The organism is Klebsiella sp. KTE92, from assembly GCF_000398905.1.
Lineage (GTDB): Bacteria > Pseudomonadota > Gammaproteobacteria > Enterobacterales > Enterobacteriaceae > Klebsiella > Klebsiella variicola.
On sequence record NZ_KB976100.1, the window covers coordinates 3,827,569 to 3,839,713 of the forward strand.

At 56.7% G+C, this 12,145-nt stretch carries 16 protein-coding genes; 6 read left to right on the plus strand and 10 right to left on the minus strand.

Annotated elements, in window-relative coordinates; translation table 11 throughout:
• Positions 1-176 precede the first annotated feature (176 nt).
• Positions 177-2,324, plus strand: a complete 2,148-nt coding sequence (pta, locus tag A1WC_RS07615; RefSeq protein ID WP_008803939.1) for a phosphate acetyltransferase — start codon at positions 177-179, stop codon at positions 2,322-2,324.
• A gap of 90 nt (positions 2,325-2,414) precedes the next feature.
• Here the strand turns inward: pta and yfcD are convergent, their stop codons facing one another.
• Genes yfcD through yfcF form a run of 3 tightly spaced genes read right to left on the minus strand, consistent with a single transcriptional unit; the run spans position 2,415 to position 4,270 of the window.
• The gene (gene yfcD / locus A1WC_RS07610; protein ID WP_012540981.1) at positions 2,415-2,960 is read right to left on the minus strand and encodes an NUDIX hydrolase YfcD; all 546 of its coding nucleotides are present in this window, start codon (positions 2,958-2,960) and stop codon (positions 2,415-2,417) included.
• A gap of 57 nt (positions 2,961-3,017) precedes the next feature.
• Complete coding sequence (gene yfcE, locus A1WC_RS07605) at positions 3,018-3,569, minus strand: phosphodiesterase (RefSeq protein ID WP_012967508.1); 552 nt, start codon at positions 3,567-3,569, stop codon at positions 3,018-3,020.
• A 56-nt stretch (positions 3,570-3,625) separates the two neighbouring features.
• Positions 3,626-4,270 carry a glutathione transferase gene (gene yfcF, locus A1WC_RS07600; protein WP_016161591.1) on the minus strand — a complete coding sequence of 215 codons (645 nt, stop codon included), beginning with the start codon at positions 4,268-4,270 and terminating at the stop codon, positions 3,626-3,628.
• 190 nt (positions 4,271-4,460) lie between these two features.
• On the opposite strand from yfcF, the gene yfcG reads away from it, so the two are divergent.
• From yfcG to A1WC_RS07585, 3 genes are all read left to right on the plus strand, one after another.
• On the plus strand, positions 4,461-5,090 hold the full coding sequence (gene yfcG / locus A1WC_RS07595) for a GSH-dependent disulfide bond oxidoreductase (protein WP_012967506.1): 630 nt from the start codon (positions 4,461-4,463) through the stop codon (positions 5,088-5,090).
• Between the two features lie 65 nt (positions 5,091-5,155).
• Positions 5,156-5,518 carry a dihydroneopterin triphosphate 2'-epimerase gene (gene folX, locus A1WC_RS07590; RefSeq protein ID WP_002913200.1) on the plus strand — a complete coding sequence of 121 codons (363 nt, stop codon included), beginning with the start codon at positions 5,156-5,158 and terminating at the stop codon, positions 5,516-5,518.
• Positions 5,519-5,536: 18 nt separating this feature from the next.
• Positions 5,537-6,430: a TIGR01777 family oxidoreductase gene (locus tag A1WC_RS07585; protein WP_008803933.1), complete on the plus strand. Its 894-nt coding sequence runs from the start codon at positions 5,537-5,539 to the stop codon at positions 6,428-6,430.
• Here A1WC_RS07585 and A1WC_RS28030 read toward each other — a convergent pair.
• A complete protein-coding gene (locus A1WC_RS28030) occupies positions 6,410-6,529 on the minus strand; it encodes a hypothetical protein (RefSeq protein ID WP_046621444.1) in 120 nt (39 codons plus the stop codon). The genes A1WC_RS07585 and A1WC_RS28030 overlap by 21 nt on opposite strands.
• Positions 6,530-6,648: 119 nt before the next feature.
• Here A1WC_RS28030 and A1WC_RS07580 point away from each other — a divergent pair, with 119 nt between their 5' ends.
• Positions 6,649-7,176, plus strand: coding sequence for a GNAT family N-acetyltransferase (locus A1WC_RS07580; RefSeq protein ID WP_016161592.1), 528 nt, complete (start codon positions 6,649-6,651; stop codon positions 7,174-7,176).
• A 5-nt stretch (positions 7,177-7,181) separates the two neighbouring features.
• Here the strand turns inward: A1WC_RS07580 and hisP are convergent, their stop codons facing one another.
• The 5 genes from hisP to argT form a co-directional block, all read right to left on the minus strand.
• On the minus strand, positions 7,182-7,955 hold the full coding sequence (gene hisP / locus A1WC_RS07575; protein ID WP_008803931.1) for a histidine ABC transporter ATP-binding protein HisP: 774 nt from the start codon (positions 7,953-7,955) through the stop codon (positions 7,182-7,184).
• Between the two features lie 7 nt (positions 7,956-7,962).
• Positions 7,963-8,679, minus strand: a complete 717-nt coding sequence (hisM, locus tag A1WC_RS07570; RefSeq protein ID WP_002913207.1) for a histidine ABC transporter permease HisM — start codon at positions 8,677-8,679, stop codon at positions 7,963-7,965.
• On the minus strand, positions 8,676-9,362 hold the full coding sequence (locus A1WC_RS07565; RefSeq protein WP_004201769.1) for a histidine ABC transporter permease HisQ: 687 nt from the start codon (positions 9,360-9,362) through the stop codon (positions 8,676-8,678). Before A1WC_RS07565 ends, hisM begins: the two co-directional genes overlap by 4 nt.
• 64 nt (positions 9,363-9,426) lie before the next feature.
• A complete protein-coding gene (hisJ, locus tag A1WC_RS07560; RefSeq protein ID WP_012540977.1) occupies positions 9,427-10,209 on the minus strand; it encodes a histidine ABC transporter substrate-binding protein HisJ in 783 nt (260 codons plus the stop codon).
• Between the two features lie 267 nt (positions 10,210-10,476).
• Entirely contained in the window at positions 10,477-11,259 is a 783-nt protein-coding gene (argT, locus tag A1WC_RS07555; RefSeq protein ID WP_008803930.1) for a lysine/arginine/ornithine ABC transporter substrate-binding protein ArgT, read from the minus strand.
• 45 nt (positions 11,260-11,304) lie between these two features.
• Between argT and A1WC_RS28035 the strand changes: the two genes are divergently transcribed.
• Positions 11,305-11,466 carry a hypothetical protein gene (locus tag A1WC_RS28035; RefSeq protein ID WP_012540975.1) on the plus strand — a complete coding sequence of 54 codons (162 nt, stop codon included), beginning with the start codon at positions 11,305-11,307 and terminating at the stop codon, positions 11,464-11,466.
• A gap of 65 nt (positions 11,467-11,531) precedes the next feature.
• Here the strand turns inward: A1WC_RS28035 and A1WC_RS07550 are convergent, their stop codons facing one another.
• A complete protein-coding gene (locus tag A1WC_RS07550) occupies positions 11,532-12,116 on the minus strand; it encodes a UbiX family flavin prenyltransferase (RefSeq protein WP_016161593.1) in 585 nt (194 codons plus the stop codon).
• Positions 12,117-12,145: the final 29 nt, after the last annotated feature.

The following is a 12,145-nucleotide window of genomic DNA, read 5'->3' on the forward strand; positions in this document are numbered from 1 at the left end:
CAATAATTCGAGCTGCAGGAAGGCGGCGACGCAGCAAATCCCCGGTGGCGTACACCACGTACGCCACCGGGGTGAGCAAGTAGAGCCAACGCGCATGCAACTTGAAGTATGACGGGTAGCTGGTGGTGCTGTTTTGTATCCCGCCTGATACTGGCGGTAACGAAAGAGGATATACCGTGTCCCGTACTATCATGTTAATTCCTACCGGTACCAGCGTAGGCCTGACCAGCGTCAGCCTCGGTGTGATCCGTGCTATGGAACGCAAAGGCGTTCGTCTGAGCGTCTTTAAACCAATCGCCCAACCGCGCTCCGGTGGCGATGCGCCAGACCAGACCACCACCATCGTTCGCGCCAGCTCCTCCACGACCACCGCCGCTGAACCGCTGAAGATGAACCACGTTGAATCTCTGCTCTCCAGCAATCAGAAAGATGTGCTGATGGAAGAGATCATCGCCAACTACCACGCGAACACTCAGGATGCGGAAGTAGTACTGGTGGAAGGCCTGGTGCCGACCCGTAAGCATCAGTTCGCGCAGGCGCTGAACTTTGAAATCGCCAAAACGCTGAACGCGGAAATCGTCTTCGTGATGTCGCAGGGCACCGATACGCCAGAGCAGCTGAACGAGCGTATTGAACTGACCCGCAACAGCTTTGGCGGCGCGAAAAACACCAGCATTACCGGCGTTATCGTCAACAAACTGAACGCACCGGTCGACGAGCAGGGCCGTACCCGTCCTGACCTGTCAGAAATCTTCGACGACTCGTCGAAAGCGAAAGTCGTGAAGATCGACCCGGCTCAGCTGCAGAAAGGCAGCACCCTGCCGGTGCTGGGCGCGGTGCCGTGGAGCTTCGATCTGATCGCCACCCGCGCGATCGACATGGCGCATCACCTGAATGCCACCATCATCAACGAAGGCGATATCAACACCCGCCGCGTGAAATCCGTGACCTTCTGCGCGCGCAGCATCCCACACATGCTGGAGCACTTCCGTGCAGGCTCGCTGCTGGTCACCTCGGCAGATCGTCCTGACGTGCTGGTCGCTGCCTGCCTGGCCGCGATGAACGGCGTGGAAATCGGCGCCATCCTGCTGACCGGCGGCTATGAAATGGACGCGCGCATCAGCAAGCTGTGCGAACGTGCCTTCGCCACCGGCCTGCCGGTGTTTATGGTCAATACCAATACCTGGCAGACCTCCCTGAGCCTGCAGAGCTTCAACCTCGAAGTACCGGTTGACGATCACGAGCGCATCGAGAAAGTTCAGGAATACGTGGCCAACTACATCAACGCCGACTGGATCGAATCGCTGACCGCGACCTCCGAGCGCAGCCGTCGTCTCTCCCCGCCAGCTTTCCGCTACCAGCTGACCGAGCTGGCGCGCAAAGCCGGCAAACGCGTTGTCCTGCCGGAAGGCGACGAACCGCGTACCGTGAAAGCCGCCGCTATCTGTGCGGAACGTGGCATCGCCACCTGTGTGCTGCTGGGTAACCCGGATGAGATCAACCGCGTTGCCGCAGCGCAGGGCGTTGAGCTGGGCGCGGGTATCGAAATCGTCGACCCGGAAGTGGTTCGCGAAAGCTACGTGGCTCGCCTGGTCGAACTGCGTAAGAGCAAGGGCATGACCGAAGCCGTCGCTCGCGAGCAGCTGGAAGACAACGTGGTTCTCGGCACCCTGATGCTGGAACAAGACGAAGTCGACGGCCTGGTGTCCGGCGCGGTTCACACCACCGCCAACACCATTCGTCCGCCGCTGCAGCTGATCAAAACCGCACCGGGCAGCTCGCTGGTCTCTTCCGTATTCTTCATGCTGCTGCCGGAACAGGTTTATGTCTACGGCGACTGCGCGATCAACCCGGATCCGACGGCAGAACAGCTGGCGGAAATCGCTATTCAGTCCGCTGACTCCGCCATTGCTTTCGGTATCGAACCGCGCGTAGCGATGCTCTCCTACTCCACCGGTACCTCCGGCGCGGGTAGCGATGTCGAGAAAGTCCGCGAAGCGACCCGTCTGGCGCAGGAAAAACGTCCTGACCTGATGATCGATGGTCCGCTGCAGTACGACGCCGCTGTCATGGCTGACGTGGCGAAATCCAAAGCGCCGAATTCGCCGGTTGCTGGCCGCGCGACCGTGTTCATCTTCCCGGATCTGAACACCGGTAACACCACGTACAAAGCGGTACAGCGCTCTGCCGACCTGATCTCCATCGGGCCGATGCTGCAGGGTATGCGCAAGCCGGTCAACGACCTGTCTCGTGGCGCCCTGGTTGACGATATCGTCTATACCATCGCTCTGACCGCGATCCAGTCAGCTCAGCAGCAGAAGTAATTCCCCGCTGAGATAAAAGCAAAAGGCAGCCAGATGGCTGCCTTTTTTCGTCAGGAGGCGAGCAGCTGTTGCTGCTGCGCGATTGCGGTATTACTCGCCCTCTTCCGCGTCATCATACTCATTACCCGCGTTACGGGTCATCCACAGCGCCAGCGCTTTCAGCGAGTCCGGCGTGAATTCATCGCAGCGGGCGGTGATCTCTTCCGGCGTTAACCAACACACCTCGCTGACCTCTTCTTCCTGCAGCGCAAATGGCCCATGCGAGACGCAGCTGAACAGGCTTCCCCAGACGCGACAGAACTTATCTTCGTAGTAAAACTGACCGTGATCGGCAAACGGTACTCCCGCGATGCCTAACTCTTCTTCGGCCTCGCGACGGGCAGACTCCAGCAGTTGCTCATCGGCCTGAACGACGCCGCCGGCGGTGGCATCCAGCATGCCCGGATGAAAGTCTTTTGTCTCGGTGCGTCGCTGCACCAGAATTTTTCCCATTCCGTCGTGAACGACGATATAGGTCGCCCGGTGACGCAGGCACTGCGCGCGCATCTGCTCGCGGCTGGATTGTGCTATCACCTCATTGTTTTCATTAACAATATCGACCCATTCTGTGCTTGCCAAATGATTCTGTTCCGCCATCAGGAAACCTTACTTTGAAAGCGCTCTCGCGGCGCGTCTTTATGATTGAGGGCTAAATTACGGGTAAATTGCGACCTCTGCAATAACCTGATTATCATTGAGCGCTAAAACCTGCAGACGCCCCTGATCCAGCAGCCCATAGCTGGCGGAATATCCCCCTTTCGGGATACTCACTGAGCCAGGGTTAAACAGGTAGATCGCACCGCGTTTTTCCGCAACCGGAATATGAGTATGGCCGTAAGCCAGAACATCGCCAGCGTCCAGCGGCGGCAAATTTTCCGGGCTATAAAGATGGCCATGGGTCAGAAACAGGCGGTAGCGTTCGCTGAGCACCTGTTGCCAGGGCGCGGTCATGGGAAAACGAAGTAGCATCTGATCCACTTCGCTGTCGCAATTGCCGCGAACGGCAATAATGCGCTCCGCCACGCTGTTAAGCCGCTCGGCCACCTCCGCCGGCGCATAGCCTTCCGGCAGCGCATTGCGTGGCCCGTGATTGAGCACATCGCCGAGAATAATAAGCCACCTGGCGCCGCTTTGCGCGAATCGTTCAAGCACGCGTTCCGTAGCGGGCAGCGAACCGTGAATATCGGAGGCAAACATCAGTTTCATAGATTCCATCTCCACTGGTTACAATGCCACTATGATAGCGGAAGCGCGGCGGGCGATCAGCCTGCGCGTTTGGCGGAAAGCGCGGCGTAACGCTGGATTGAGGCCCGTTGCCACTGAAAAGTCGCATAATCGGCCAGCGTCTCCGGCACCTCATCGCCATTGAGAACCAGACGATTGAGCATCAGCGCCAGGTCGGCGTCGGCAATGGACCATTCGCCAAATAAATTTTGCCCGCCGTGGGCCAGTAGCATGGCGGCGGTGGTAAACAGTTTTTCCGCAGATTGCTTGCCTGCCTCGCTGAGGGCCGGCATTTTCACCCCGCCAAACACCACGGCGGTGGATCGCTCTTCACGAATCGGCACCAGATCGCTGCGCAGCCAGGCCTGGATCTGCCGGGCGCGGGCGCGTTTTTGCAGATCATGCGGGTATATACGCTCCCACTCCGGCGGGGCGAAACGCTCATCCAGATACTCGGTAATCGCCGAGGACTCGCTCAGCGCGAAATCATCAACCTCCAGCAGCGGTACGCGACGGGTGGCGGTATAGCCCGTCCAGCCGGCCTGCAGATGTTCGCCGCGGTTCAGGTCGACGGTTTTAAGGCTAAAAGGCAGGCTCTTTTCCTGCAGGGCGACATAGACAGACATCACATACGGTGAGAAAAAATCGGCATCGGACCACAGGGTAATCACAGGCTGGCTCATGGCTTCCTCAAGGATGGTAGACAGGACAATAAGCCAACATAGCCTGGCTTGCCGGGGATGTCACTGCTCGTCCGCGCGTCAGCATCACGTGGCTGCCTCCAGACCGATGCGCCGCTCGCGGATTTCCACCCGGGTTGCGCAGCTTCACCTATACTCGAACAGTTTGCGACCCACGACGGCGGGAAATATTATGATCGATCTCTACTATGCACCCACCCCAAACGGCCACAAAATCACCCTGTTTCTCGAAGAGGCGCAGCTGGCCTATCGGCTAATTCGGGTCGATATCGGCAAAGGGGAACAGTTTCATCCACAGTTTCTGGCGATTTCGCCGAATAACAAAATCCCGGCGATTGTCGACCATATGCCTGTCGATGGCGGAGCGCCGTTGAGCGTCTTCGAGTCCGGCGCCATCCTGCTCTATCTGGCGGAGAAAAGCGGCAAGCTGCTGAGCGGTGAGCTGCGGGAGCGCTATATTACTCTGCAATGGCTATTCTGGCAGGTCGGCGGTCTTGGGCCGATGCTGGGACAAAATCAGCATTTTGCCCACTCGGCGCCGCAAACGGTGCCCTATGCCATTGAACGTTTTCAGGTGGAAACCCAGCGACTGTACGGGGTTCTCAACCACCGTCTCGAAGCCAGTCCGTGGCTTGGCGGCGACCATTACAGCATCGCCGATATTGCCGCCTGGCCCTGGGTCAACAACCATGTCCGACAGCGTATCGATCTGGCGAACTATCCGGCGGTGCATAACTGGTATGAGCGCATTAAGCAGCGACCGGCGACCATTGAAGCGATGCTAAAAATTCAGCCTTATTAACCCCCTGCTCGCCCGTCGCGCTTTGTTGTATGATTGCAGAACTTACAACACGGAGGAAGCCTGCAATGTCTCAACCAGACGCCATTATTCGTATTAAGAACCTGCGCCTGCGTACTTTTATTGGAATTAAAGAGGAAGAGATCGCCAACCGCCAGGACGTGGTGGTGAATGTGGCGATTCACTATCCCGCCGATAAGGCGCGCGATAGCGAAGACATCAATGATGCGTTGAACTACCGCACCATTACCAAGCGCATCATCAGCCATCTTGAGAATGGCCGTTTCTCGTTGCTGGAAAAATTAACTCAGGATGTGCTGAATATCGCATGCGAACATCACTGGGTCACATATGCTGAAGTGGAGATCGATAAACTTCATGCGCTACGCTATGCCGACTCGGTGTCGATGACCATGAGCTGGCGGCGATAACGATGTCAGGGAGGTGGTATGAAGATCCTGCTTACGGGTGGCACCGGCCTGATTGGCCGACATCTGATACCCCGGTTGCTGGAGCTGGGGCATAGCGTCACGGTTTCCACGCGGCACCCGGATAGCGCCCGCGCCCGCCTCGATCCGCGCGTCACGCTGTGGCGCGATTTCGAAGGCCATCACCACCTCAATGATATTGATGCCGTTATTAATCTGGCAGGTGAGCCCATAGCTGATAAACGCTGGACGGCCGAGCAGAAACAACGCTTGTGCCATAGCCGCTGGGATCTCACTCAGCGGCTGGTGGGCCTGATCCACGCCAGCGACACGCCTCCCTCCGTGCTGATCAGCGGGTCTGCCACCGGCTACTACGGCGATCTCGGCGAGGTGGTGGTGACCGAAGAAGAACCACCGCACAATGAGTTTACCCATAAGCTTTGCGCCCGCTGGGAGCAAATTGCCTGTGAAGCGCAAAGCGAACGTACCCGCGTCTGCCTGCTGCGCACCGGCGTGGTACTGGCCCCGCGGGGCGGTATTCTCGGCAAAATGACGCCCGCCTTTAAGCTCGGCCTCGGTGGGCCTATCGGCAGCGGCAGACAGTATCTGGCCTGGATCCATATCGACGATATGGTTAACGGCATTCTGTGGCTGCTGGATAACGATCTACGCGGTCCGTTCAATATGGTTTCTCCCTACCCGGTGCATAACGAACAGTTCGCCCACGCCTTGGGTCATGCGCTCAATCGACCAGCCATTTTCCGCGTTCCTGCCGCTGCTATTCGCCTGCTGATGGGTGAGTCTGCCGTCCTGGTACTCGGTGGCCAGCGCGCGCTGCCTAAGCGTCTGGAAGCCGCTGGATTCGCCTTCCGCTGGTACGATCTGGAAGAAGCGCTAAAGGATGTGCTGCGTTAATGGCTGACACAGGGGAGCATTGGCTCCCCTGATTCCATTCTGCTGGCTCATGCTCCACGCCTGGATGGCGGCCTCACCCTGGCGCTGCAGCATCGCCATATTCAGGACAACCAGCGCCCTTAATCGCCTGAATTCACCGCCAGCCGGCCGGTTCGCCGATGTTACCTGGCGAAGCAAAGTGCTAAGGTAGGCTTTTCTTTCTGCGTATTGACTGCTTTATGACAACCATCACCACACCACGCCTTTCGCTTACCCGCTTTGTTACCGATGACTGGCCCTTTTTTCTGCGCCTGCGCCAGGATCCGCTGGTGATGCGTTTTATGGGGGAAGTGTTAAGCGAGACGGCGCTACGCAGCGTGTTTGCCAGCCGCTGTGCCGATCCCGGGGTGTTTGTTTTGCGTGATAAACGCGGCGACGCGCTGGGCGATATTGGGCTACGCATCAGTCCGAAAAATCCGCACGAGGCTGACGTCGGCTACGCCCTGTTACCGCAGGCTCAGGGAAGAGGCTATGCCAGCGAAGCGCTGCGCGCGATCTGCGATTATGGTTTCAGCACGCTGGGGGTGCAGGCCATCAATGCCTGGGTGCTGAGTGAAAATGATGGCTCATCGCGCCTGCTGGAGAAGCAAGGCTTTGTGCGCACCCAGGTGCTGGAGAAAGCCTATCATCTGAACGGCATCGATTACGATGACTGGATCTATCGGCTGGAGCGGGAAGTTCACCCGACGCCTACAGACGCCGGGTGAGCCGGTTATTTCAGCGACCCTTTCAGAAACTGCTGCAGGCGCGGGCTTTTCGGCGCGCCAAACAGCGCGTCCGGATGCCCTTCTTCTTCAATTTTGCCCTGATGCAGGAAAATAACATGCGAAGAGACGTGGCGGGCAAAGCCCATTTCGTGGGTCACCACCACCATGGTTTTTCCCTCTTCCGCCAGCTGCTGCATGATACGCAACACTTCGCCCACCAGTTCCGGATCCAGAGCGGACGTTGGCTCATCAAACAGCAGCACTTCCGGCTCCATCGCCAGCGCGCGGGCAATCGAGACACGCTGCTGCTGGCCGCCGGAGAGATGCACCGGGTATTTCGCCTGCTGACGTTCGTCAATCCCGACCTTGGCCAGGTATTTTACCGCGCGATCGCGCGCTTCCTGTTTGCTTAAGCCCAGCACCTGAATCGGCGCCTCCATGACGTTCTCCAGCACCGTCATATGGCTCCACAGATTGAAATGCTGGAACACCATGGTCAGGCGGGTGCGCAGCAGGCGCAACTGGTTCTTATCAGCCACCTTCAGCTGGCCGTCCTTATCCCGCACCAGGCCAATATTCTGGCCACTGACGACGATCGTGCCTTCGCTCGGTTTTTCAAGGAAGTTAATGCAGCGCAAAAAGGTACTTTTTCCGGAACCCGATGAACCGATGATACTGATAACGTCCCCGGCTTTCGCCTGCAGGGAGACGCCCTTCAGCACCTCGTGTTCCCCATAGCGTTTGTGCAGATCGATAACGTTTAATTTATTGTCGGACATGGCGTTCTCAATGCGTCGAAGAAGGTTTGATATGCTGCAACCAGCGCTTTTCCGCTTTACGGAACAAGCTAATCAGCACATACGAGATAATTAAATAGAGCACCGCGGCGATGCCAAAGGCAGTGAACGGCTGATAGGTCGCGGAGTTAATATCGCGAGCGATTTTCAGCAGATCCGGCACCGTAGCGGTAAACGCCAGCGCGGTGGAGTGCAGCATCAGGATCACTTCGTTACTGTAGGCCGGTAGCGCAATGCGCAGCGCGGAAGGCAGAATAATGCAGCGGTACAGTTTGACGGACGAGAAGCCGTAGGCCCGTGCCGCTTCAATTTCTCCGGCGGGTACTGAGCGGATCGCCCCGGCGAAAATTTCAGTGGTATAGGCGCAGGTATTCAGGGTTAACGCCAGCACCGTGCAGTTTAGCCCGCTGCGGAAAAAAGCGTTCAGCAGCTCCGTGCCTTTGACGATTTCCAGGGTATACATGCCGGAGTAAAAAACCAGCAGTTGCACATACAGCGGCGTGCCGCGAAAGATGTAAGTGAACAGCCAGATGGGGAACTGGATAAATTTATTGCTCGAGACGCGGCCAATGGCCAGAAACACCGCCAGAATGCCGCCCATCACCACCGATGAGATCAACAACCACAGGGTAATCGCCACGCCGGTAAAGCGATAGCCGTCGGTCCACAGCAGTGATTTCCAGTACTCCTGAATAATTTCAATCACAGGTCAGCCCTCTTCACGCCAACGGTATAGCGGCGTTCGAGCAGCAGCAGTACGCCATTAGAAAGGGTGGTAAACACCAGATAAATCAGGCCGCAGACGATGGCGAAATAGAACGGCTGCCAGGTGCTTTTCCCAGCCAGCTGCGTGGCTTTGACCACATCCTCCAGCCCCAGCAGCGAGACCAGCGCCGTTGCCTTGAGAATAACCTGCCAGTTGTTGCCGATCCCCGGCAGCGCGTAGCGCATCATCGCCGGGAACAGAATACGCCGGAACGTCTGCCCGCCGCTAAAGCCAAAGGCGGTAGCCGCTTCGATATGCCCCTTCGGCACCGCAAGGTAGGCGCCGCGGAAAGTTTCCGTAAAATAGGCGCCATAGATAAAGCCGAGGGTAATAATCCCGGCGATCATCGGATCGATATCAAACTGCGCCATGCCCAGCGCATCGGTGACGCTGTTCAGCGCAATCTGCAGGCCATAGAAAATCAGCAGCATCAGCACCAGATCGGGCACGCCGCGAATCAGTGTGGTATAGCCTTCAAATACCAGCGCCAGAGGACGGTTGCTCGATAACTTTGCGCCAGCGCCCGCCAGCCCTATCAGGACGGCGAGAACGACCGAGCTGAGCGCAAGCTCCAGGGTGACGAGCGCACCCTGCAAAATAACCTGTGAAAACCCATACAGCATGCTGCCTACCCTGTCTGTCATTCACCATTGCGCGCGAAACGCACGCAATGGTGAGGCGTGAGAATTATTCGCCGTATACGTTAAAATCGAAGTATTTTTTCGCCATTTTGTCGTAGGTGCCGTCCTTACGCATCTCTGCAAACGCCTTATTCAGCGCTTCACGCAGTTCGTTGTCTTCCTTACGCAGCCCCATACCGGTACCGACGCCGAACAGCTTCTCGTCTTTAATTGACGGGCCGCCAAACTGGTAATCTTTACCGATTGGCTGTTTCAGGAACCCTTCGCTGGCCGCAACCTCATCCTGGAACGCGGCGTCGATACGGCCGGCGGTCAGGTCGGAATAGATATTGTCCTGCCCCTGATAGGAGACAATTTCGATACCTTTCGGCGCCCAGTGCTCATTGCCATAGGTTTCCTGAGTCGTCCCCTGCAGCACGCCCACGCGCTTACCCTTCAGGGTGGCGAGATCCGGCGTTACCGGGCTGCCCTTTTTCACCACCAGACGCGAATCTGCCGCGTACAGCTTGTCGGTGAAGGCAATTTCCTGCTGGCGCTTTTCGGTAATCGACAGCGAAGACATAATCGCGTCGATTTTCTTCGCTTTTAAGGAGGGGATCAGCGCATCCAGCGGGTTTTCAACAAAGGTACATTGGGTATTAATACGCTTACACAGCTCTTTTGCCAGATCGATATCAAAACCGACCAATTCCCCCTGCGCATTCTTCGATTCGAAGGGGGCATAAGTCGGATCGGTGCCAATACGAATTTTTTGCGGAATGGCGGCAAAGACTGTGGAAACGCTGGAAAGGGCCAGCGCTAAAGAGAGAGACAACGCCAGTTTTTTCATAACTATCCTCGACAGACTGTCATTCTAACGGGTTTATTAGAACTATTTACGCCAGTTATCGTGCCATTATTCGCCCCTTGAGGGCAAAGATTTATGCACCAGAAAGGCCGATTTTTTGCATCAGAAACGCTTAACTATGCATTTTTTAGCCAAAAAACTGGCTGCTTTTGCACTGAAATGATCCACAGCGTTTTTTGTTGCACCGTTCTGGGGCAGGATCACGAGTATGGCGTCAGGCCCACACTATCGTGCGGGCCTGCAGCAGTCTTAGTCGCCGTAAACGTTAAAATCGAAGTATTTCTTCGCCATTTTGTCGTAGGTGCCGTCTTTACGTATCTCGCCCAGCGCTTTATCAAACGCAGCTTTCAGTTCGACGTCGTCCTTACGCAGACCGATACCGGTACCATCGCCAAAGTACTTTTTATCTTTCACCGACGGGCCGGCGAAGGCGAAATCTTTCCCGGCAGGCTGTTTCAGGAAGCCTTCGCTGGCGGCGACTTCATCCTGCAGCGCCGCATCCAGACGGCCAGCTGCGAGATCTGAATAGATCAGATCCTGGTTCTGGTAGGCCACCACGTCAACGCCCTGGCTGCGCCAGCGGTCATTGGCATAGGCTTCCTGAGTAGAACCTTGCAGTACCCCGACGTGCTTGCCTTTCAGCGCCTCCAGCGTCGGCTGGATCGGCGACCCTTTGGCGGCGATCAGACGCGAGTCAGCGGCATAAAGCTTGTCAGAGAAAGCGATCTCTTGCTGACGCTTCTCGGTAATGGAGAGCGAAGAGATGATGGCGTCAATTTTCTTCGCCTTGAGGGAGGGGATCAGGGAGTCAAAATCACTGCCGACCCAGGTACATTTCACCTTAATTCGGGAGCACAGTTCATTGCCTAAATCGATATCAAAACCAACAAAGTCCCCTTTTGCGTCTTTCGACGAAAATGGCGCATAGGTCGCGTCAGTGCCAATGCGAATGCTCTGCGGCAGAGCAGCAAACACGCTGGCCGTGCTGCTCATTCCCACGAGTAAAGAGAGAGCCAGAATCGTCTTCTTCATACAGTACCCTTAAGTGTCGTGTCGTGATGTGGTGCGTTGCTTGTTATGGTGATTGCCGATCAATCCTGCAGTTTTTGTGCCATCTTCCCGGTGCGTGCCGGGAACAGGGTTAAATTTGTTAAAATAAAGTTGCAGGATTGTCTTGGAAGGGAAGATACCAGCATTACTGGCGAAACCGCAGTGCCTCAGCGCAAAAAGACGAAATAAATGTCGAGGATTTGATCGGGACGACAAATTTGCACCACTGCGGCGCAAGCGTACATTGACTGCACTTATTTAGTGCAATCCTGTGCCCCCTGCCAGCGAGTAAACAAGTCTTGAGACAGGCTAATATCGAACTGATCGAGCACCCGGTTGACGGTTTGGTTGATGACATCATCCAGGCTTTGCGGCCGATGATAAAAGGCCGGCACCGGCGGCATTATCACCGCCCCAAGCTCCGCGGCCTGAACCAGTAGTCGCAGATGGCCGAGATGGAACGGGGTCTCCCGCACGCAGAGCACCAGCGGACGACGCTCCTTCAGCACAACATCAGCCGCCCGCGTCAATAGGCCATCCGTATAGCTATGGACAATGCCAGAGAGCGTTTTCATTGAGCAGGGTAAAATCACCATCCCGGCGGTTTTGAACGAACCGGAAGAGATATTGGCGGCGATATCGCGAGCGTCATGTACCACATCGGCCAGCGCCTGCACGTCGCGCACGCTGAAGTCCGTCTCGAGGGCCAGCGTTTGCCGCGCCGCCTGGCTGAGGATCAGATGGGTTTCAATTTCCGGCACATCCCGCAGCACCTGCAGCATCCGCACGCCATAGATAGCGCCGCTGGCGCCAGAAATGCCAATAATCAGTCGTTTCACGTTCTGTTACCCCTTGCGCGTGTGCCGCA